Source organism: Paenibacillus sp. EKM301P, from assembly GCF_011800295.1.
In the GTDB taxonomy this organism is placed as follows: Bacteria; Bacillota; Bacilli; order Paenibacillales; family Paenibacillaceae; genus Paenibacillus; species Paenibacillus polymyxa.
In genome coordinates this window covers 147,952-167,732 of sequence record NZ_JAALFM010000005.1, presented here as the reverse complement: position 1 = coordinate 167,732, position 19,781 = coordinate 147,952, and the positions used below count along the sequence as shown (strand labels likewise).

The window sequence follows — 19,781 nt, the reverse complement described above, 5'->3', positions numbered from 1 at the left end:
ATTATAGAAGCCCTGCCGCAATTGCGGCAGGGCAAGGATGGCAAAGCCATAACTTGCTAAGAGGCTTTGGCGGTAGGATATGAAACATCGTTTAAGTCCATGATGTGGTAATAATCGGAGATTAGAGCCCAGTCGGTCCTGTAGGTCCAGTCGGCCCAGTCGGCCCCGTAGGCCCGATCGGTCCGGTCGGTCCAATTGGACCTGTAAATCCAAGACCAAATGGCCCGGTCGGTCCAGTTGGTCCAATCGGTCCCGTGTCGCCCGTAGGTCCGACAGGTCCAGTGTCGCCAATAGGCCCGATAGGTCCGATAGGTCCAGCAGGCCCTGTAGCGCCAACGTCGCCTGTGGCACCCGTAGGTCCAGCAGGCCCCGTAGCGCCAACGTCGCCTGTGGCACCCGTAGGTCCGGCAGGTCCGGTAGCGCCAACGTCGCCTGTGGCACCTGTAGGTCCAGCAGGTCCGGTAGCGCCAATGTCGCCCGTGGCACCCGTAGGTCCGGCAGGCCCCGTAGCGCCAATGTCGCCTGTGGCACCCGTAGGTCCAGCAGGCCCCGTAGCGCCAACGTCGCCTGTGGCACCCGTAGGTCCGGCAGGCCCCGTAGCGCCTGTGTCGCCTGTGGCACCTGTAGGTCCAGCAGGTCCGGTAGGCCCCGTAGCGCCAATGTCGCCTGTGGCACCCGTAGGTCCGGCAGGTCCGGTAGCGCCAACGTCGCCCGTAGCACCCGTAGGTCCGGCAGGTCCAGTAGCGCCAACGTCGCCCGTAGCACCCGTAGGTCCAGCAGGTCCGGTTGGTCCCACAGCTCCAGTTGCACTTGCTTTAACAAGGGCAACGGAATCAATGGCTACATTAGCGGTGTTAGCTAAGGCATTTTTGCTAATTACCAAAAAGGCAAAGGCTGCGTTAGCTGGAACAGGAGCTGTTACTTCATACAGGGTTTGCCATGTCCCATTAACAGCATCAGGTAATGTGCCTGCGCTCAGATAGGTAGTTAGCCCAGTACCGAGGAAACTAAAGGTTGCGTCATAGTAGTACAGAAAAATGTTGATTTGAGGATTAATCAAGTTTCCTATTTTTGCAGCTGACAGGCTCAACGTATAACTTTCGCCTGGTGTGGCAAAAACGACCTGGGAAAGAGATGCATCTACCGCGCCTCCTGCTAGGATCGCACTATAAAAGTTTGTCTTTTTTACGGATAAGTTAGTGACGGTTACATTTGCGGCGTTCCAAAAAAGGGTAGATCCGGTCTCGAAGTCGCCGTTATTAACAAGATTGGTAAATAATACGGTCATCGCTTTTTATACACTCCCTTCACACGTTGTAATGATAGTAGATGCGAATCCACGCCGTGGCGAACCGTACAAGTTGACGAGGGCAGGTGTGTATTTCCATGTTCACATTTTAGACACATTATTTTAAGCTTCTATTTAAGTGACGTTAAGCTGAAGCTATATGTGGGGGATTATCATTAGAATTTAAAAGTGTAGCATGAAGTGCGAGGAGACCGCTCCGCTACTCATGCAACATTTTAGGTGGGAGAGCAGCATAGGGAAGATCACGAACAATGAAAGGGTGAAACATGTGCTCAAAGTACAACAGGTGAGCAAGTGGTATGAGGGCAACCGGGGCGTACATAAATTGGATTTTGAAATGCAGCGCGGTGAAATTGTTGGTTTCCTGGGGCCAAATGGTGCGGGTAAAACGACGACAATGCGTATGATTACAGGGTATCTTCAGCCAAACGAGGGAGTAATTACGATCGACGGTATCCCGATTCAGGATAAAGGCAGACAGGCTCGTTCCAAAATTGGTTATCTGCCGGAGACGCCTCCTTTGTATGGGGATATGTCTGTAAGATCCTACTTAAAGTTTGTAGCTAGTATTCGGGACGTGCCTGCGAGAGAGCAGAAGCTGCGTATTTCGGAGATGATTTCCCGACTGGGACTGAATGGACGTGAAAAACAATTGGTCCGCAGCTTGTCCAAAGGGTATAAACAGCGTCTGGGATTGGCAGGTGCGATTATTCACAACCCGGATTTACTAGTGCTGGATGAACCGACTTCGGGTTTGGACCCCAATCAGATTCTGGAGATTCGTCAGCTCATTCAGGAGATTGGTGAAAATCATACGGTATTGCTCAGCACGCATATTTTGCCTGAGGTGGATGCTTTGTGTAATCGGGTTCTGATCATCCACGAAGGCAAACTGGTCATGGACGGGCGTCCTGACGCGCTCGGCGGTTCGATGGAAGACGGATTCAAGGTGAAGGTGGAGGTCAAAGGCAAGCGTGAGCAGGTAATGGATGTCCTACGAGCTTGGGGAAAAGTACAAGTTGAACCTTCGTCACCTACTCTGCCTTCAGCGAATACGAAGCTGGCTGTCACAGAGCAGGATTTGACTGGATTGTTGCTTACAGGAGCTTCTGATGAGGATTTTCGCGAAGAACTGTTTTTTGTGCTGTCGGATGCGAAGCTTCCGATTATGGAAATGAAAAAAGAAAACATAAGCTTGGAAAACATCTTCCAGCAGTTAACGACCCGCGAGACGGAAGAAGGTGGGGGCAGCGATCCAGCGGTTCATATTCTACATACCTCTAAGAATGAAGCAACGGTCAACACGGTGGATCATGGAGAAGCCTTGGCCAGCGATAACAAGGTCGATGAAGACAAGGATACAGGAGGTAAACAGTCATGAGGCGTTTGTTCGCAGTTTGTCAAAAGGAGCTGCAAGCCTATCTATGGACCCCAACGACGTATTTTGCGCTTGCGGTGTACATGTTGCTGACGGGGTTACTATTTTACACGAACTTTGTGATGTATCAGCCTAGTATTTTGGACTATCGGCTGGTACTCGGTGACACATTGTCCATGCTGGTGTTTGTTGTCCCCCTACTCACGATGCGGCTGGTTGCAGAGGAATTCAGGCAAGGTACGGATGAGCTACTGCTGACCTCACCTGTGAGTGTGATGGAAATCATGATTGGTAAATTCTTGGCATCGTTAGGCATGTTGCTCATATTGGTGTTGTGCAGTCTGGCGTATCCGGTCGTGATGTCCTTTTATGGGTCGCTGGATTGGACGCTCGTATTTACATCCGTGATCGGCCTGTTTATGCTTGGCGCAGCCATGATGGCGATCGGCTTATTCGCATCGACGCTTTCACAGCATCAGATGATGTCCGCGGTCGTCAGTTTTATTCTCTTGCTCGTGTTCTGGATGCTGGATTCGTTTGGTGGACAAACGGGCGCATCTGCGGCGCTGCAGCAGTGGCTGGAACCTTTTTCACTAACCGCACGGTTTGACAGTTTCACCAAAGGATTGCTGAATGGAGCCGATGTGATGTACTACGTGACGGTGGCGGCGCTCTTTTTGCTATTTAGTATCCAAGTGGTTGAACGGAAACGGTGGAGGTAATGAATATGAAAAAATGGCTGGGTCATACCAATAGTATGGTACTATCGATTGCTGCTGTAGGGATTTTTATTTTATTGACGTTATTTCTGCGTTCGCTGGGAGGCTTTCAATTGGATCTGACGGCAGGCAAGCAGTATACGCTGTCTGATCAGACGTTAACGACCATTCAGGGTGTGAAGGAAAACGTACGATTGATTGCCTTTACTGTCTCCACTTCGCAGAATCAGAAGCTGAACCGGGATGTTACGGATATGCTGAATGAGTATGCCAAGCGTAACAACAAGCTCAAGGTCGAGCAATATGATTTGAATCAGGAACCGATACTGGCCAAGCAATATGGGATTACAGCAGCATCCATCGTGTTGGTGCAGGGAGAGAAGAAGCGGGTTATAGATATTGGGAGTCTATTTACGCAGGCTCAGGGGAGTAGTGAAGGAGCATACCAATTTACCGGGGAGGAAAAGCTGACCAGTGGACTGCTGGCATTATCGTCTACCCGCCAAGGGAAAGTGGTTTTTCTGACAGGGCATGAGGAAATTCCTTTGTCCCAAATGACCGAATTAAGCAGCTCGCTGGCGCAAGATAATGTGAAAGCAGAGGAAGTTCAGCTCAATCAAGCGGGTAGTGTGCCCAAAGATGCGTCTGTATTGGCTATTGTCGGACCCGAACGGGATATTAGCGTGACGGAACTGAAGAGTATTCGTACGTATCTGAATGACGGTGGAAAGCTTTTTATGGCGTTAGGATTTCACCCGAACATGGGGTCTAGCTGGAAAAACCTTGACGCATTAGCGGCTGATTATGGTGTGAAAGATACTCATGCTATCGTGGTGGATCAGGAACAGACGAATACGCTTGGTCCTCTGTGGACGGTTCCCACCTTTGGCAGTCATGCAATCACCGATAAATTGGCGGCCTCTAATCTGTATCCTGTTCTTTCACTATCTATTGCTTTGCAGGCAGGAGAACAGAAGGATTGGAAGACGACGCTATTGCTAAAATCTTCTGCAGCTAGCTATGGTGAAACGAATATTCAGGGACTGCTGAACAACGAAACGCAGAAGGATGACAAGGACCCACAGGGGCCGCTTGAGCTCGGTTACGCGGTAGAAGGGAAAGACGGCAAGCCCAAAGCGGTTATTCTCGGAACGTCAGCCCTCCTAAGTGACACGGAGATCAGTACAGGTGGGAATCGTGACTTTGTGCTGAATAGTCTGAATTATGTACAGGAACACTCTGATGGACTCACTATTCGTCCTCGTCAGGAGCAGGATTTTAAGGTAGCTTATTTGACTGCTGCACAAGCGAAAACGGTATTAGCCATATCTGTCGTCGGATTGCCGCTGCTGTTTGCGGTTGTCGGAATCTTATTATGGTGGAGGCGAAGAAGTGCATGAGAAAATGGATACCCACAGTGCTGCTGTTAGTCGTATTGGGAGCGGGTATAATCTATGCCAAGAGCCAAAACTTTTTTCGTGAACAAGCTCCGGCCGCTCGCCAGCTCGTTCAGCTTACGCAAGGAGATATTGCGTCTTTTGCGATCACTGGAAAGGACGGCAAGTCGGTGGAACTTGATCAACATGATGGCAAATGGAGCATGAGTAAGCCGCGATCTTACCCGTTAAATCAATATACATTAGACAATTGGCTAGCCGCGATTCAAAATGTAAAGTTGGGTGATGTCGTGGAATCATCTCCCAAAGACGTAGCCAAATATGGAATCAGCGCTACCCATGACCAGATTGAGATTAAGACCAAGAATGGTGACGTTCGCACCTTTGCCTTCGGTGATACGCTGCCTTCTGGAGACGCTGTTTATGTACTATCAGACCAAAAAGAGATAGCTTCCGTACCTATAGATACACTTTCGGGTTTGCTGCTGGATGCTGATGATTTTACAGACACAACGCCGTTTGATTGGGATGATACCAAGCTGAGCGGGATAGAGTGGGAAGGCCAGAATGCCTCATGGATGCTCCGATCCTCCGGTAACAGTGGAACTGGAGATAGTGCTTCCGCATCTTGGACGCTAAACGGAAAGTCGGTAGCGGGTGACACGGCGACTTCCCTCTCACAGCAAATCAAAAACCTGGCCAGCAATCAGGCTTTGCGCAAAGCCTCCGAGCTGAACAAGCCTGTTCACCGCTTTACGCTGAGCATATCGTTGGGAAAGGATGATCCCGAGCTGGTTTATCAGGGCTGGACACTTAAAGATGATCCAGATACCGTGTGGGTTGTACCGCCACAAAGCAACTGGGCTTATGGCCTGTCAGCATCTGGCGTGAACCATGCTGAACAGAATGGTCATGACCAGGCTAAGGCTAGCCAATAATCATTACATTTATAATAGCTGAACAAAGAGGCTCCAACGGCGAATAATCGCCGCGTGGAGCTTTTTTGTGTGCGTTATTCATCAGGCTTGCTGCTTTTGGAAGAAGGGCTGTTATTGACATTTAAATCTTGGATGACCTGAATCAGCTCATGAAGTGAGAGATCCAGCTTATCCAACTTTTCTTCCATCGTGTGCAGGATGTGCCGCAATAAAATAAAACAAAGCCCAGCCGGAAAGCCTACGTTGGTAACCAGAGAAAGAGCATCATCCATCTGCAATGTATTTCCCTCCTTTTTAGCCATATATAAAGGAAGGTAAATTAAAAGAACCATATACAACTGATTGTAAAAATAGTATAATAAATAAGAACAAATGTTCTGTTTTGGTTGTAAAACAGGATTGCAAATTACCCTATAATATGAGGATTTAGAAAAAGTCAAATCCAAAGAGAAAGGGTGATTTATATTGGAGAAATCTCAGCTAACATTGGTCGAACAATACCGTAAGAAGTTGTACCGCATTGCTTGGAGAATCCAGTATCGTGCTCGGGTACAAACCAATCATGAATTTGTAATGGAAAAGAACGAAACTGTCAGCGCCCCATCTTTTGCAGAATCTGTAAACTCTAATATGTACACACTACAGCTTATCAACTCTCTATCTTCTGAGATCGGAAAAATGATCATCTTTGACCTTTACATACTAGATAAAACCGAAGCGCAGATTGCAAAAGAGTTAAAGCTATCCCAACAGGCGGTGAATAAATGGAAAAAGAAAATGCTCAAAGAGTTATTTCGGATGCTGAGTTCGTCCAATGGCTCAAATTAGCACAACGTGGGGATCAGGAGGCCATGAGCAGGATACTTTATTTGTTCGAGGAAGACATTCAGAGGACGAGTCGATATATACGTATGTCCCGTGAAGATGCTGTTCAAAGTATCATGGTTGATTTTATTGAAGAATTGCGGCAAGAGCTGAAGACAGAGATCTAGAAAAGTGGACATTGGATATAGTCTTGTCTATCCTTATCGGTAGGTTTAACTTATGTGACGGAGGGCTTGTATGTTTATGAGTGATAGCAGGGCTTTATTTGAAAAAAATATGAAGTTGTATCCAGTTAACCGTATTCGTTCCAATGTTATCATTCTTGTTTTATTGCTGTTAGATCTGTTTTTAACTATTCCCTTAATGGGAAACCCCTACATTGCAGTCTATGTTTATGTGCTGATGCCACCGATTGTTGTGATTAATATTTGGGCTCTTGTACTGGTCATCATGCCAAGCAAATTGCAATTGAATTATGTTTTATTCCGTGGTGTATTTGGTTTGGTATGCTCTATTGGCTTCATGATCATGACACAAAAGTTTGCTTATGGTATGTTGGGTCTGGATACCCCATGGTATTTTATAAGTTCTTTTGCCGCTTATGGAATCGCTTTATACTGCTATATAAAATATCATCTGACGAAATTCAAAGATCCTTCAACTTATAAGAAAGAACCAAAAGTGAAGAAAAAACACAAGCGAGAAGCTGTAGTAACAATGATCACATTTACCGGGGCTGGTTATTTGATAGCCAATCTTTCCCTTGGTTTTGCTACACAACAATTCGTTGCTACAGTATTGATGTGTGTTTATTCCATGCTTGCATTTGTTCTTTTTCATTTTATTATGGAGCTACATCGCTACTATTGGCTGAATAAACTGAAGAATCAGACAACGGATTGAACAGAACACAATGCATAGATTACATCGTATTATCTCTATTAAAGATGTTTGGAATGATAAATAAGCCTGCGAACGCCCATACTATAATAGGTGTTTGCAGGCTTATTAAATTGTAGTTTTATTTAGTCAACATACTTGTTACCGTCAGCATCAATATAGATGGATTGAACTGCTGTGCGGCGGTAAGGATATCCTGCTGCTGTGGTACCGTTAATTTCATACGTTACGGAATAGATGCCCGGCTTGTCCGCTTTAGAAAGCTCAATTTGCCCAGTAGGGTTAACGGTTTTTTGCTGCAACGTCAGACCTTTGGACGCTGTAGTGATTCCTTGTTGCGGATCACCATAGTATTGAACTTGGTAAGTGACTTGTGTGACGCTGGCCGGGGAATCCTGGGACTTCAGGTTTAGCCTTGGACCCACTGCATTTAGATTGTATTTAAGCTCAGGGACTTGAACGGCATGATAGCGTGCAATCAGGAGATACGCACCATGATCAGGAATAACGGCGTTCAACTTATAGATGCCTGGTTGGGGATTGGTAACTACTGCACTATGATGCCAGGCACCAGCAAAGATTTCTTCATCACGACCTGCTTTCACTTGAAGCAATTCGCTAGTACCGTCAGGTTTGGTCAGCTCAAGCTGGCTTACACGTTTATCACTGATCCAGTCCAGATCAATGGATTGGACACCATTTTCAACCGTAAGGGTTTCGGAGGCTTTTCCATTATAATCGCCGCCTCGAATAAAATATGAATTATCGATCTCGTTATAGGTGGATTGTACAGCAGAAGCAGTCAGGGAAGATGCTGCTGAAAATGCCTCAGTTTCCTGATTCAATGCTGGAGTGTTCGCTTGGAGGTAAGGTAGGATCAGGGAGAAGACGTAAGAACCGGTACGAACCTTGGCATGATCCCAGGAACCGACTTTAACTACACGTCCGCCGGGAAGTTTAGCATTGTCGACTGTGACCACTCCATCATTTTTGCCGAAGGATGAGAGATAAAGTCCACCCAGTATGTAGGAAGCAGTGCCACCAGACCAGTTATCACCAGCAAACGTGAAGAACGGAATTGTAGTCGCGTTGCTGAGTGCATCGGTTTTAGTTCGGAAATACTTCATATAAGATGTTTGTAAAGTAGAGGTGCCGGGATTTTGTGAGCCGACGATATCTGCCAGCCATCCGGCCCAGCTGCTGTAGGCGAGATCTGCAAGTTGTGAGCCATGATGGGGACTGCTGAGGGTGATGACACGTTGTACATAAGGAGCTGCTTCGTTATACACGAGAGCGGTTTGAGTATCCACTCCACCTTTGCTGTGGGCGATGATGATGAGTTTTTTTCCAAAATGATTACTAATGACTTTGATTTTGTCGGCTAGCAGCTTGCCATTGTCCCACATATCCTGGGATGCGCCATTCGCATCGTACAGATTAATGCTGGCCGTCTGGTATCCAGCGTCACGGGCTTTCTGAAGCATATCGTTATTATTCTTGGTCCACACTTCGGCGCTACTGTTCAAACCATGTACAAACAATAATGCAGGCTTGGCAGGATCAACGCGATTAGGTGCTGGGCCTTCTGTCCAGCTTCCGGCGGGAGCTTTCGGTGCTTCAGGTGTAGTGGAGCCTGCAAAAGCACCGGCGGGGATAAGAGTGACGGATAACAAAAAAATGAGCATCAAAACGGTGAGCTTCTTCAAACTGTAAATCCTCCTTTTTGTAAAATTAAGTATTTCAAACTTATTATACATGCCATCTTGTGGTAAATCATCAATTGTATTTCATATTTACATTAAAATTTTATTTTTTTAGTCATTTTTTAGTCAGGATATCCCTAAGATTGATGGCGCATGCTAATCTCGTCACACATTTTATATGTATGGAGGATGAGTTCATGCCAGGAACTAAGAAGGTCATCAGTTTGACGATTTCTGCTGCTTTACTTGCCAGCATGGCTGCTTTGACAGGATGTGGGACTGCAAATCATAACGTCCGTACGAACGCTACCCGCTATAATGCGCAAAGCACGCCTAATATGGATGGTGTGAATCGTTATGGTTTAGACGGTGTAAACCGTATGGACGGTGTAAATCGTTATGGGGTAAAATCCAATGGTATGGACGGAATGTCACTGAATGAAAATGGCAACAGAACCGGACACCCAATCCGTAATCTGCAAGTCGATCGCAATTTGTCCAAACGTATATCCGAGATGCCGGATGTAAAGTCTGCGACAGTGCTGGTCGGTGAACGACATGCCTATGTAGCCGTTTCCTTGAAAGACCAAGCCAACGGAACGGGTGTCAATGCTCCAAGCATTGACGGTACTCCAAGTGCTAATAGTATTGGGGGTAACGGAAATGTACCGAGTGTGAATGGCGTGAATGGCACTAGAGGGAACCGTACTACAGGTACTACAACGCCTGGAATGACAGATAATGGAGTTACCGGGATTGGAACACCTGCACGTCGTGACGACGGTTTGTACGGAACAATGGGTACAGGCTCGTATGGTATGTTGCGTGGCTTGACGAACAACAACAATCGCACAGATAACGGCAACAACACCATCGAGGGAGCAAGAACTGCATATGAACCAAGTGATGCAGTCAAGAGTCGTATTGCTAACAAGATTAAGCAATTTGCTCCTTCCATTGAACAGGTGCATGTATCGGCTAACCCGGACTTTGTTAAACAAACCTCTGACTTTACACACAGTGTACAAAATGGTCATCCGATCAGAGGCTTGAGCAATGAAATGGTGGATGTGATTGAACGTGTATTCCCGACTTCGGCGGCAGATACAAACCGTCCAATGCAAAATACACCAACACGTCCACAAAATAATACGCCCGCACCAATGAATCATCGCTAATTCAAACCCTTAAATGTGAATATCCAAAGAAGAGCTATCCCATCTCGGCAATTACGCTGATGGAATAGCTCTTTCTTTTGCGGGGATTATATAACTATAACGATTTGCGAACTCCTTTAATCCATATCCCTTGCAGATTTAAGTCAGCATCCAGCAACAAGACATCTGCTTGTTTACCTGCTTCAAGTGAACCTGTCCGATCAGCTATGTTCAGGGATCGAGCTGGATTCAGGCTGGCCATTTGTGATGCCTCGGGAATACTCAAGCCTACATGTTGAACGAGATAGCGGAAGCCCTCAATCATCGTTAGGGTGCTTCCTGCCAAAGTGACGCCATCCTCCAATCGTGCGACACCGTCCTGTACAATCACTGGCAAATCGCCGAGTGTATAATGACCGTCTTCCAGTCCAGTAGCAGACATGGCATCGGTGATGAGGATGAGATTATGGTCCTGCTTTAATTTGGCAAGCAGGGAAATGGCGGCAGGATGCACATGAATGCCATCTGCGATGATCTCTGCTTCAATGCGCGGATCAGCGAGTACAGCTCCCGTAGCTCCCGGCTTGCGGTGATGCAGCGGAGTCATGGCATTAAAGGTGTGGACTGCATGGTTCAGGCCCGCCGATGCTGCCTGTTCAATCTCCTCATACGTAGCATTCGTATGACCGAGCGCCGCGGTGATGCCGTGGCTACGCAACCATGTGATGAGCTCAAGGGCGCCTTTTCGTTCAGGCGCAAGTGTGACCTGGCGAACAAGGCCCGGATAGCACTGCTCCCATTCTGCCACCCAAGCGAGGTTCGGAGGCACGATATGTTCCGGGTTTTGTGCTCCTGCCCAGTTCGGACTAATGAACGGTCCTTCCAGATGCACCCCCTCCAACTGAGCATGGGGCATGGGAAGTTCCATGTATGTGTGAACTTCTCTTAATACCTGATCAATTCGTTCCTTGGGCGCGGTCATCGTGGTAGCCAGCATAGCCGTCGTTCCTTGCGAACTGTGAAAGGAGGTGATGACATCCAGCACCCTCGAATCTGAGTCCATAAAGTCCTCACCGTTGCCGCCGTGAACATGAATATCGATAAAGCCTGGTAGCAGGTAACCCCCTTCCAGACGAACAATATTCGCCGCTTGTGTGGCACCTTCTTCCGGATTGCCCAAGACCACTGAGGTCCAATCCACGGGCAAATCCTCCTCAGAACCAATGTATACGATGGATTGCCCCTCAATGATGACAACTCCGTTGTCGATGATGTCATTCCCAACGACGACTTGACCATACAATAGCTGCGGTATGTTACCGTTCAGTTCATCTGACTTCATTTGAACCATCCTCCTGCTTCCTGATCCAATAAAATAAGCACATCGGGGTGACATTGCAGCAGGGAAGCCGGACACTCCGTTGTGACGGGGCCAGTTAAAGCCTGCCTTATAATGTCGGCCTTCTCTGCGCCAAAGGCCACCAGCATAATTTGCTTCGCCTTCAGAATGGTGCCAACTCCCATCGTCACTGCTTGTCTGGGGACTGCATCTATATCACCAAAAAATCGGGCGTTCGCTGAGCGCGTTCTTTCTTTCAAATCTACAACATGTGTGGCTCCGGTCAAGCTGTGACCGGGTTCGTTAAAGCCGATATGACCGTTATGACCAATGCCAAGCAATTGGAGATCTACAGGTCCATGATCCAAAATGGCCTGCTCGTGTGCTGCACATTCTGCTGTGAGATCTAGTGCATCCCCGTTAGGGACGCGTGTATGAGATATGGGAATGTCGATATGCTGAAACAAGTGCTCATTCATAAAGCTGCGATAGCTCTGCGGATGTTCTGGGGCAAGGCCAACGTATTCATCAAGATTGACGGAATAGGCGTGTGCAAAGCTCACCTGTCCCTTGCGGTACATATCTGCAAGATGTCGGTAAATGCCTATCGGCGTACTACCGGTGGCCAAGCCCAGCATAGCTTGTGGTTTGGACAGCAGCAAGCTGGCGATCACAGCGGCAGCAGTAGCGTTCAGGTCCTCACGGCTGTTCAAAATGCGAATGTTCATCTTTAGTGACCCCCTGGTTGTTTTTTGAGCTTACTCACTTGTTGATATGAACCTTCCAATCTCGGAATATATTTGTCAAAATTAGCGCTCACCATACCTGTAAACAGGATATCTATAATATGAAGCTGGGCGATGCGGGAGGCCATGTCTCCACGTCGCATTCCTTCCTCCAACGAAGAGGAAAATAGCGCAATATCCGCAAGGCTTGCCAGCGTATTGTTTCCGAAGGAGGTCAGGGATAATGTTTTAGCACCTTGTTCCTTTGCACAGCGGAGAGCCGCAATCGTCTCCTGGGTTTCTCCTGAATAAGAGACGGCAAAGGCTACATCCTCCGCTCCGAGCGAGGAGGCAGAGGTGATCTGCATGTGAGAATCCGCGAAGGCAGTGCTATTCTTGCCAATACGGATCAGCTTCTGGTAAAAATCCTGAGCCACAATCGAGGATGTCGCCATCCCATAGAGATCAATACGGCTTGTGGCTGACAGCCATGCAATGGCCTGCTCCAGCTTGTCGAAATCCAGCAGCCGGGTCGTGTCCGCGATGGAGGCAGTATGGTTTGCCTGAATAGCTTGCACGATGCGGGAAAGTGAATTTCCAGCCACAATGTCCTGGTAGGATTCTTCACCTGTAAGGTTGGAATGGGACAACTCGGCGGCCAGCTTCATTTTGAAATCGGGATACCCTTTAAAATGGAGTGATTTACAAAACCGTGTAACGGTTGCGGCACTCACACCACAACGCTCTGACAGTTCCCGAATACCCAGGTGCAGCACATTCTCCGGGGCTTGCAGGATAGATTCCGCCAGCTTACGCTCTTGTACGGGCAACTGCTCCAGTCGATGGGATAATGTATGAAGAATGGGGGACATGGGCTGTGCTCCTTTAGCTATATAATGCTTTTATGAAAAAAAGTATCGTTTAATTCAATAAAATAAAGAAAAATATTTTCGTGTATATTGTAAAATAATTACGCTCTTCATACAAGAGGAGAGAGGCTGATCGCTTTCAAGTGTAGCTTCTATAAAATGAATAATGAATGCAGAAAAATTTGTAGAAGTAATCATACATTAATTTACATCTTGCGACTTTTACTTACAAAACAACCTATTGACTTGTCTCTTCAATGGAGGAGTATAATTGAATATAGTTCCAAGCAAGGAAATTTTCTAGGAGCTTTTTAGACGGCATCGTTGGACGGAAGAGTAGTATCTCATTCACAAGGAGGAGTTTGCTATGCAAAGCCAAGTGATTGAAATGATCAGCGCGGTCAAGGAAGATCCTGAATTGGTCGCTAAGCTGGATGGACATTCGGACATTATTCATGATGCAGGACTAGATTCGTTGCAATTGGTTCATTTCATGCTGCAAGTGGAGGATGCATTTGATGTGGAGATTGATTTTGATTCCTTTGAGTTGGAACATCTCCGTTCAGTAGATGCGTTTTGCAGTTACATTCAAGAAATGAGCGATGCGGAGCAAGTGCCGCACCCGGAAGGTATGGAGACAGTCTGAACGTAGGGTAGACTTTGCCTGAAAATCCATTAAACGAGGTGTTAGCATGCAGCCCAAAAGCAATGTGCTGATTGATGAGAAGGCTTTCAAGCTCATCAAGCGTAACCTGAAAAACGCTTCCGTGTCTTATCGTAACGCAACACAGGACCCTGCTTTCAAAACGGACATGCCCCAGACGATCGGTATTAAGCTGACCAACCGTTGCAACTTAAGATGCACGCACTGCTTTGAATGGAACGAGGAAGGCTATCATCACCAGATGGATAAAGAAGAACAGAATATGGATCTTGCCCCGGACATGCTCCGGCAGATTTTGAGCGAAACGAAGGAGGTTAAGTCCCGACTGTACATGTGGGGTGGTGAACCGATGTTTCACCGGCGCTTTGATGAAATTTTGGACGTGCTGGCGGAAGATCGGCGTGAAATGACCTTTTGTACAAATGGACTACTCATTGATAAATATTTGGACCGGATTTTGGACTTGTCTGAAAATCTGGAATTGTTAATAGCGATTGAAGGTTTTGAAAGAGAACACGATTTAATACGCGGTAAAGGCACCTTTCAAAAAACAATGCGGCAGATGGATAAGCTGATTGAACTTCGCGATCAGGGATTGTACAAGGGACGGGTAACTGTCCATGCGGTCATTAACGATAACATGATCGGACGGATGTACGAATTTCTGCAAATGTTGGAGGACAAGAGGCTGGATCTGGTGCTGCTGACGTTCCCCTGGTACATTTCCAAAGAAACCTCCTTTAAAATGGATGAATATTTTACACGTAATTTCTCCTGGCTCCGACAACTTGAAGAAAAAAATATTAGTAGCTGGCATGCTTTCAAATATAAAATCAACCCGGCTAACATTGACCCTCTGATGCAGGAATTACAGCGGATCAATGAGCGGGTATGGAACATTCGCGTGCGCTATCAGCCCGGCTTGGATTATGAGGAAATTGATAAATTTATACATGGCGAGGAAATGGTCAGCCGTTGTTCCAATCATTGCTTGGCGCTCACCTCCAGAACAGATATTTTACCAGACGGAAAGGTTATGCCTTGCAAATTTTTCAGTGAGTTCACAATTGGAAGTTTGCGTGAGCACAGTCTGAAGGAAATATGGAACTCGGATGCGTATGAAAAAACCCGTCAAAAGATTAACCATGAAGGATTGACGCCGGTGTGCTCCAAATGCAGTGTACTGTATCTGCACGGGGCAGGCTCTCTGAAATACATTTAGTTTCCTATGGATCTCCTATGGATATTGTTCGCTACTAGATGGAAGAGAGAGGGATGATGACAAGACGTGACGACTAAAACGATTAACCTTGTGGAAGCACTTGCTCATGAACGGGATCATGGGGTCCTGATTTGGCTGTTTAATATCGGCGCAGAGCAAGTGTGGCATCCATCCCCCCGGAAGGGGGGCATGGTAGACCGGGATGAACAGCAGGTTGTAAACCGGATGGAGGAAATGAATCTCCTGCTATGCCGAAGTCAGGATGTCATTGTACTCCGTGAACAGCCGGATGAGGCATTTCTGGACATGCTTCAGCGGTTAGGCTTCAGCCTGCCGCGTATTGAGGTACCAGAGCCCTCTGATCCGCTAACGCCGATTTCAGAGCTGGTACTGGCGGATGACGCGCTTTTGGCACGATTACGCGCGGTTGCGGATGCAGGCCATAGCAGCGGTGGTACCAAAGCATGGCTCGTACCCTATGCGGTCACACCGCAGGAGGAAGCGATTGCGGAGCGTTGCGGGCTGGAGCTGATCGGCGCTCCATCTGCGGTGTGCGCCCAGGTGAATGATAAAATATTTAGCCGTCTGACCGCACAAAAGCTTGGTTTTGCTGTCAGTGAAGGCGCTGTGTGTGCAGATGAAGCGGCAATTCGCAGAGAATGTGAGAGATTGGCTGGCTTATCGGACGAGCCCGTGAAGCTGATTATTAAGCAGCCGCACGGTGCCTCGGGACAAGGCATGTATATGCTGGACGAGCTGTCCAAGCTGGATACACTGCTGAGTGTGATGAGACGCTTCGGCGGCTCGTCATCGTCTTCTGGCGGCTGGCTGGTGGAGCGCTGGCACAATAAGCAAATGGATCTGAACTACCAGCTCTGCATTGACGAGGGCGGTGGGGTGACGATGTTTTCACTAAAAAGGCAAAACGTAGACGGCACAGTCTATATCGGGTCCCAGGTTCCCGCTGATATTGGCGAAACGCTGGAGGAAGAAGTGAGACGATGCGCTTATCAGTTGGGAACGTATCTCTATTCCATCGGGTATACGGGAATGGCCTCCATTGACGGTTTTGTTGACGAAGATGGTTTGCTGGTTCCAGTGATCGAGATTAACGGCAGATTTACCCTGTCTACTTACATCTCGTTCCTGTCCTCTGTCTTGGGAGAACAGCATAAGACCTTGTCCCGTTATTATCGCAACGTGACCACTACACCTCTCACCTACAGCCGTTTGTGCGGGTTGCTGGCGGAGGAAGGCCTGCTATATACACCCGAGCGACCTGAAGGGGTGTTTGTTTATACGGCGGGCACTTTGTCTGGTATTCCTGTGAAGCGGGGCTATGTGAACCGGATTTTTACACTTATTTTGGCAGACAGCTGGCAGGAAGCTGATGCTTATGCGCACAAATTGGAAGGTATCATTGCTGGATTAGGATGCTCATAAATTAGGAGGGAATCGAGAATGAAAACAGACGTATACCATGTAGTACCTTTACTGGAAAAGGTTTTGAAGCTGGCTCCCGGCGAGCTGGAACAGCTCACTCCGGATCAGGATCTGCGAACCTTGGGGCTGAATTCCTTATCTGCTGTTGAATTAATTGTTGAATTAGAAAATGAGCTTGATATTACGATGGAGGACGACGATTTGGTGCTGGAGCATCTGTCTACATTGCAAGGCATTGAGCGTCTGCTGGGCAAATATGCATAAGGGCGCTGAACAGACAAGACCTAGGCTGCAATCCGATATGGGAACTCGTCATGATTCCATAGTTGACCATAGTGCAGAAGAAATCGCAAACGCTCTCCCAGGGAAACATTGTGTATATTCTTCCCTGCGTACTTCATTGCGGAGGTATGGGGTGAACATGGCGGAAGCTGAGCTGTTCATGCTGTGTGGGAGTATGTGCGCAGAGTATGGTGGAGATTTGAAGCGCTTCGGACCGGAGAAATATCCGGAGCAGCTTCAAGAAATGGCCGCCAGTGGCGGACCGGTTATTCGGGTAGAACCGTGGATCGAAGGAGTCAGCAATGAAACCGACCTGTTGCAGGTGCTCACATCCGGCTATGGTACGATGCTGCATACGTCCAGCACCGCTTTAACCTATCACGACGTATATGTGAAAAATTACCCAAGGGGCCATGTGATTGAGTTGTGCGGATTGGACTTGCAAGAACGGACGGCACAGGTGAATGATAGCTTCCTGCTCGATTCCTCGGGACATGCGATGACTTATGTGGGCTCAGCCCGGCTCGACGACCTCATGCAGGGCATTATTGAGTATGCATGGCTAGTGGAGCAGCCTGTCCCGCTTTCGCCAAGGGAGCTGCATGCTGCGTGTGCTTACCATATTCGTCAGTATGTGACGGGTGAGAAAGTTGCAACAGATCAGCAGGTCAAGCGGGGAGATGCAGGTTACCGGTCATTTGTCGATGACTTCCATCTGTTAGAAGACATGGAGGATCAGGAGTTTCGGACGTACTGTCATGAAATCTATTACAATCTGCGATTAGGCAGCGCTCTTCATTTGACAGATTATACAGCTGATTATTGCCGGCTGCATCAAGATACGCTTGGGCCGCAAACCCAGCATGTCATTGAATTGGCGCAGGCACTTCACAGGGATTGGCACAAGCTTAATCTGCATATTTACAAAACAGGACTCCAACTGCGCAAGCATCGGATGCCTGAGATTACAGAGCGGGCTCTGCAATTGATTGAAAGACAGCGCCATATGCTGGAGGAATTGATGATTTTAGCTGAGCAAGCAGCCGAGTAGTCTAAGCATTCGGCTATATCAGGCATGTTCATCCAGGTATCACGCACAGAGGAAAGAGGAGGGGAATTCATTGCCGTCCATTACATTAAACCAATTGTCGAAAACGTTTACGTACTACAAAAAGGAGCCGGGCGTGCGCAAATCGTTACAAAATTTGTTTAAGCGTGAACAGCTGACCAAAAAGGCTGTGCAGGATGTTAGCTTTAGCATTGAGGAAGGTGAGATTGTCGGATTTCTTGGCCCAAACGGGGCGGGCAAAACAACGACGCTCAAAATGCTGTCCGGCATTCTCCATCCCACAGACGGGGAGGCATCGGTACTCGGCTTTACCCCGTGGAAGCGCCAAAAGGAGTTTAAACGTCAGTTTTCCATCGTAATGGGACAGAAAAACCAGCTCTGGTGGGATTTGCCTGCAAGCGAGTCGTTCGAGCTGAACAAGCTTATCTACGAAATCGATGATAACCGTTATAAAGAGGCGCTGGATGAGCTGGTCACTCTGCTTGGGGTGGAGGAGCAGCTTCATGTGCAGGTGCGGCGACTATCGCTCGGCGAGCGTATGAAAATGGAACTAATCGCCGCGCTGCTGCATCGCCCACGAGTCATTTTACTGGATGAGCCGACCATCGGATTGGACCTTGTTTCTCAGCGGCGGATTCGGGAGTTTTTCAAAGCTTATAATCGTACACACCGGACGACCATTTTGCTGACAAGCCACTACATGAAGGACATTGAGGATTTATGCACTAGGTCCATCATTATCAGTGGGGGCAGATTGGTGTATGACGGAGACTTGCACAAGGTGAATGAGGTCATGGGTGCTCGTAAACTGCTCAAGGTTCGACTGGAGACTCCTGTATCCAACCTGACGTTGGCGGGGCTCGGCAAGCTTCGCTCCAACTCGGAGCTGGAGGCGGTATTTGAGCTGGACGCAGAAGATACGTTGACTTGGTCCAAAAAGATTTTGGATGCACTGCCTGTCGTTGATTTTACGATTGAGGACGTCCCGCTGGAAGAGGGGATAGCCAATTTGTATGATGGGGGCAGGCTGGCCGATGCGAAATAACAAATATGTGAAGGTGCTCCAGCTTGGTATGCAAAACGAAATGGAGTATCGAGCCAATTATTGGCTACAAATGGCGGGATTTATGCTACCGATCATGACACAAATTTTTCTCTGGCTTGCGGTATTCGGTTCTTCAGGACAAGCAAGAGTGGTGGACTATTCTCTGCCGGAAATGCTGGTGTATGTGGTTATGGCGGGAGTAACTGGAAAACTGATTGCTACAGGCTTTGAATACGAAATTGCTACAGATATCAAGGAAGGTGGACTGGCAAAATTCATGGTACAGCCTGTACATTATTTTGCCTACCGTTTTTGCCGGTTTATTGGAGGCAAAGTCATACAGTCCGCAGTTGTGCTGCTGGCGGCTGCTATTTTGCTGTTATGCCTTAGCCTGGAAGGACAAATTAGCTTCGAGCTATCGTACATCCTGCTTTACATATTGGCGTTGCCGGGAGCACTTGTGCTTAATTTTGTGGTCTATTATGCGCTGAGTGGCATAGCTTTTTGGATGACAGAATCGGCGGGACTTTTTTATACGGTGTCGCTTGTCATTTATGTAGCTAGCGGTACTGTGTTTCCGCTGACGATTTTTGGAGATGCGTTGGCCCGTTTGTTCAGTCTGCTGCCGTTCAGCTATACCGTATTTTTTCCGGTGAATGCGTTGACGGGCAAGCTGACTGTGCTGGAAGCCGCTGAAGGCATTGGCGTGCAATGGATCTGGATTGCAGTGCTGGCGGCCGTATCGCGCTGGGTGTGGCAAGCCGGAGTCAAACGCTTTGTCTCGGTGGGAGGTTAAC

Annotated in this window: 21 protein-coding genes; 15 read left to right on the top strand and 6 right to left on the bottom strand. The window is 47.8% G+C overall.

From position 1 onward, the window contains the following. Window positions 1–121: 121 nt before the first annotated feature. Window positions 122–1,288 (bottom strand): NTTRR-F1 domain, encoded by a 1,167-nt coding sequence (locus HFD99_RS14690; RefSeq protein WP_167440941.1) that lies wholly within the window; start codon window positions 1,286–1,288, stop codon window positions 122–124. Between the two features lie 226 nt (window positions 1,289–1,514). On the opposite strand from HFD99_RS14690, the gene HFD99_RS14685 reads away from it, so the two are divergent. From HFD99_RS14685 to HFD99_RS14670, 4 genes are read left to right on the top strand one after another with little or no spacing between them, the layout of a single operon-like run. After that, the gene (locus HFD99_RS14685) at window positions 1,515–2,690 is read left to right on the top strand and encodes an ABC transporter ATP-binding protein (RefSeq protein WP_123797594.1); all 1,176 of its coding nucleotides are present in this window, start codon (window positions 1,515–1,517) and stop codon (window positions 2,688–2,690) included. Further along, complete coding sequence (locus HFD99_RS14680) at window positions 2,687–3,409, top strand: ABC transporter permease (protein ID WP_123797593.1); 723 nt, start codon at window positions 2,687–2,689, stop codon at window positions 3,407–3,409. Before HFD99_RS14685 ends, HFD99_RS14680 begins: the two co-directional genes overlap by 4 nt. A 5-nt stretch (window positions 3,410–3,414) precedes the next feature. Then, complete coding sequence (locus HFD99_RS14675) at window positions 3,415–4,806, top strand: GldG family protein (RefSeq protein ID WP_123797592.1); 1,392 nt, start codon at window positions 3,415–3,417, stop codon at window positions 4,804–4,806. Then, complete coding sequence (locus tag HFD99_RS14670; RefSeq protein WP_025365711.1) at window positions 4,803–5,741, top strand: DUF4340 domain-containing protein; 939 nt, start codon at window positions 4,803–4,805, stop codon at window positions 5,739–5,741. The genes HFD99_RS14675 and HFD99_RS14670 overlap by 4 nt, the downstream gene beginning before the upstream one ends. A 74-nt stretch (window positions 5,742–5,815) precedes the next feature. On the opposite strand, the gene HFD99_RS14665 is transcribed toward HFD99_RS14670, so the two are convergent. After that, complete coding sequence (locus tag HFD99_RS14665; RefSeq protein WP_016818486.1) at window positions 5,816–6,019, bottom strand: hypothetical protein; 204 nt, start codon at window positions 6,017–6,019, stop codon at window positions 5,816–5,818. Window positions 6,020–6,206: 187 nt separating this feature from the next. Here HFD99_RS14665 and HFD99_RS14660 point away from each other — a divergent pair, with 187 nt between their 5' ends. The 3 genes from HFD99_RS14660 to HFD99_RS14650 all read left to right on the top strand — a co-directional run bounded on the left by HFD99_RS14660 (window position 6,207) and on the right by HFD99_RS14650 (window position 7,469). After that, window positions 6,207–6,569 (top strand): hypothetical protein, encoded by a 363-nt coding sequence (locus HFD99_RS14660; protein WP_016818487.1) that lies wholly within the window; start codon window positions 6,207–6,209, stop codon window positions 6,567–6,569. A 23-nt stretch (window positions 6,570–6,592) separates the two neighbouring features. After that, the gene (locus tag HFD99_RS25700; RefSeq protein ID WP_016818488.1) at window positions 6,593–6,733 is read left to right on the top strand and encodes a hypothetical protein; all 141 of its coding nucleotides are present in this window, start codon (window positions 6,593–6,595) and stop codon (window positions 6,731–6,733) included. A gap of 70 nt (window positions 6,734–6,803) precedes the next feature. Continuing rightward, window positions 6,804–7,469: a hypothetical protein gene (locus HFD99_RS14650; protein ID WP_016818489.1), complete on the top strand. Its 666-nt coding sequence runs from the start codon at window positions 6,804–6,806 to the stop codon at window positions 7,467–7,469. A gap of 122 nt (window positions 7,470–7,591) precedes the next feature. Here HFD99_RS14650 and HFD99_RS14645 read toward each other — a convergent pair whose 3' ends face one another. Then, window positions 7,592–9,172: an esterase/lipase family protein gene (locus HFD99_RS14645; protein WP_025365710.1), complete on the bottom strand. Its 1,581-nt coding sequence runs from the start codon at window positions 9,170–9,172 to the stop codon at window positions 7,592–7,594. A gap of 194 nt (window positions 9,173–9,366) precedes the next feature. Between HFD99_RS14645 and HFD99_RS14640 the strand changes: the two genes are divergently transcribed. Then, entirely contained in the window at window positions 9,367–10,347 is a 981-nt protein-coding gene (locus HFD99_RS14640) for a YhcN/YlaJ family sporulation lipoprotein (RefSeq protein WP_123797591.1), read from the top strand. 94 nt (window positions 10,348–10,441) lie between these two features. Here the strand turns inward: HFD99_RS14640 and nagA are convergent, their stop codons facing one another. The 3 genes from nagA to HFD99_RS14625 are packed head-to-tail and all read right to left on the bottom strand — an operon-like array spanning window position 10,442 to window position 13,262. Further along, window positions 10,442–11,668, bottom strand: coding sequence for an N-acetylglucosamine-6-phosphate deacetylase (gene nagA, locus HFD99_RS14635; RefSeq protein ID WP_167440940.1), 1,227 nt, complete (start codon window positions 11,666–11,668; stop codon window positions 10,442–10,444). Further along, window positions 11,665–12,393, bottom strand: a complete 729-nt coding sequence (gene nagB / locus HFD99_RS14630; protein WP_123797589.1) for a glucosamine-6-phosphate deaminase — start codon at window positions 12,391–12,393, stop codon at window positions 11,665–11,667. Before nagB ends, nagA begins: the two co-directional genes overlap by 4 nt. A gap of 2 nt (window positions 12,394–12,395) precedes the next feature. Further along, complete coding sequence (locus tag HFD99_RS14625) at window positions 12,396–13,262, bottom strand: MurR/RpiR family transcriptional regulator (protein ID WP_123797588.1); 867 nt, start codon at window positions 13,260–13,262, stop codon at window positions 12,396–12,398. Window positions 13,263–13,626: 364 nt separating this feature from the next. Between HFD99_RS14625 and HFD99_RS14620 the strand changes: the two genes are divergently transcribed. The 7 genes from HFD99_RS14620 to HFD99_RS14590 all read left to right on the top strand — a co-directional run bounded on the left by HFD99_RS14620 (window position 13,627) and on the right by HFD99_RS14590 (window position 19,780). Beyond that, on the top strand, window positions 13,627–13,905 hold the full coding sequence (locus HFD99_RS14620) for an acyl carrier protein (protein ID WP_016818495.1): 279 nt from the start codon (window positions 13,627–13,629) through the stop codon (window positions 13,903–13,905). Between the two features lie 46 nt (window positions 13,906–13,951). Next, window positions 13,952–15,145, top strand: a complete 1,194-nt coding sequence (locus HFD99_RS14615; RefSeq protein ID WP_016818496.1) for a radical SAM/SPASM domain-containing protein — start codon at window positions 13,952–13,954, stop codon at window positions 15,143–15,145. Between the two features lie 66 nt (window positions 15,146–15,211). Then, the gene (locus HFD99_RS14610; RefSeq protein ID WP_016818497.1) at window positions 15,212–16,588 is read left to right on the top strand and encodes a preATP grasp domain-containing protein; all 1,377 of its coding nucleotides are present in this window, start codon (window positions 15,212–15,214) and stop codon (window positions 16,586–16,588) included. Window positions 16,589–16,606: 18 nt separating this feature from the next. Beyond that, window positions 16,607–16,852, top strand: coding sequence for an acyl carrier protein (locus HFD99_RS14605; protein ID WP_016818498.1), 246 nt, complete (start codon window positions 16,607–16,609; stop codon window positions 16,850–16,852). Continuing rightward, the gene (locus tag HFD99_RS14600; RefSeq protein ID WP_167440939.1) at window positions 16,845–17,921 is read left to right on the top strand and encodes a BtrH N-terminal domain-containing protein; all 1,077 of its coding nucleotides are present in this window, start codon (window positions 16,845–16,847) and stop codon (window positions 17,919–17,921) included. The genes HFD99_RS14605 and HFD99_RS14600 overlap by 8 nt, the downstream gene beginning before the upstream one ends. Before the next feature lie 70 nt (window positions 17,922–17,991). After that, window positions 17,992–18,984 carry an ABC transporter ATP-binding protein gene (locus HFD99_RS14595; RefSeq protein ID WP_016818500.1) on the top strand — a complete coding sequence of 331 codons (993 nt, stop codon included), beginning with the start codon at window positions 17,992–17,994 and terminating at the stop codon, window positions 18,982–18,984. After that, window positions 18,974–19,780 carry an ABC transporter permease gene (locus HFD99_RS14590; protein ID WP_016818501.1) on the top strand — a complete coding sequence of 269 codons (807 nt, stop codon included), beginning with the start codon at window positions 18,974–18,976 and terminating at the stop codon, window positions 19,778–19,780. The genes HFD99_RS14595 and HFD99_RS14590 overlap by 11 nt, the downstream gene beginning before the upstream one ends. Window position 19,781: the final 1 nt, after the last annotated feature.

Excerpts from the sequence above, each read along its gene's own strand:
- HFD99_RS14650 (WP_016818489.1), top strand. The coding sequence starts at position 6,804 with ATGTTTATGAGTGATAGCAGGGCTTTATTTGAAAAAAATATGAAGTTG.
- HFD99_RS14690 (WP_167440941.1), bottom strand. The coding sequence starts at position 1,288 with ATGACCGTATTATTTACCAATCTTGTTAATAACGGCGACTTCGAGACC.
- HFD99_RS14590 (WP_016818501.1), top strand. The coding sequence starts at position 18,974 with ATGCGAAATAACAAATATGTGAAGGTGCTCCAGCTTGGTATGCAAAAC.
- HFD99_RS14615 (WP_016818496.1), top strand. The coding sequence starts at position 13,952 with ATGCAGCCCAAAAGCAATGTGCTGATTGATGAGAAGGCTTTCAAGCTC.
- nagB (WP_123797589.1), bottom strand. The coding sequence starts at position 12,393 with ATGAACATTCGCATTTTGAACAGCCGTGAGGACCTGAACGCTACTGCT.
- HFD99_RS14620 (WP_016818495.1), top strand. The coding sequence starts at position 13,627 with ATGCAAAGCCAAGTGATTGAAATGATCAGCGCGGTCAAGGAAGATCCT.
- HFD99_RS14685 (WP_123797594.1), top strand. The coding sequence starts at position 1,515 with ATGCAACATTTTAGGTGGGAGAGCAGCATAGGGAAGATCACGAACAAT.
- HFD99_RS14670 (WP_025365711.1), top strand. The coding sequence starts at position 4,803 with ATGAGAAAATGGATACCCACAGTGCTGCTGTTAGTCGTATTGGGAGCG.
- HFD99_RS14625 (WP_123797588.1), bottom strand. The coding sequence starts at position 13,262 with ATGTCCCCCATTCTTCATACATTATCCCATCGACTGGAGCAGTTGCCC.
- HFD99_RS14600 (WP_167440939.1), top strand. The coding sequence starts at position 16,845 with ATGCATAAGGGCGCTGAACAGACAAGACCTAGGCTGCAATCCGATATG.
- HFD99_RS14640 (WP_123797591.1), top strand. The coding sequence starts at position 9,367 with ATGCCAGGAACTAAGAAGGTCATCAGTTTGACGATTTCTGCTGCTTTA.
- HFD99_RS14675 (WP_123797592.1), top strand. The coding sequence starts at position 3,415 with ATGAAAAAATGGCTGGGTCATACCAATAGTATGGTACTATCGATTGCT.
- HFD99_RS14680 (WP_123797593.1), top strand. The coding sequence starts at position 2,687 with ATGAGGCGTTTGTTCGCAGTTTGTCAAAAGGAGCTGCAAGCCTATCTA.
- HFD99_RS14605 (WP_016818498.1), top strand. The coding sequence starts at position 16,607 with ATGAAAACAGACGTATACCATGTAGTACCTTTACTGGAAAAGGTTTTG.
- nagA (WP_167440940.1), bottom strand. The coding sequence starts at position 11,668 with ATGAAGTCAGATGAACTGAACGGTAACATACCGCAGCTATTGTATGGT.
- HFD99_RS25700 (WP_016818488.1), top strand. The coding sequence starts at position 6,593 with ATGAGCAGGATACTTTATTTGTTCGAGGAAGACATTCAGAGGACGAGT.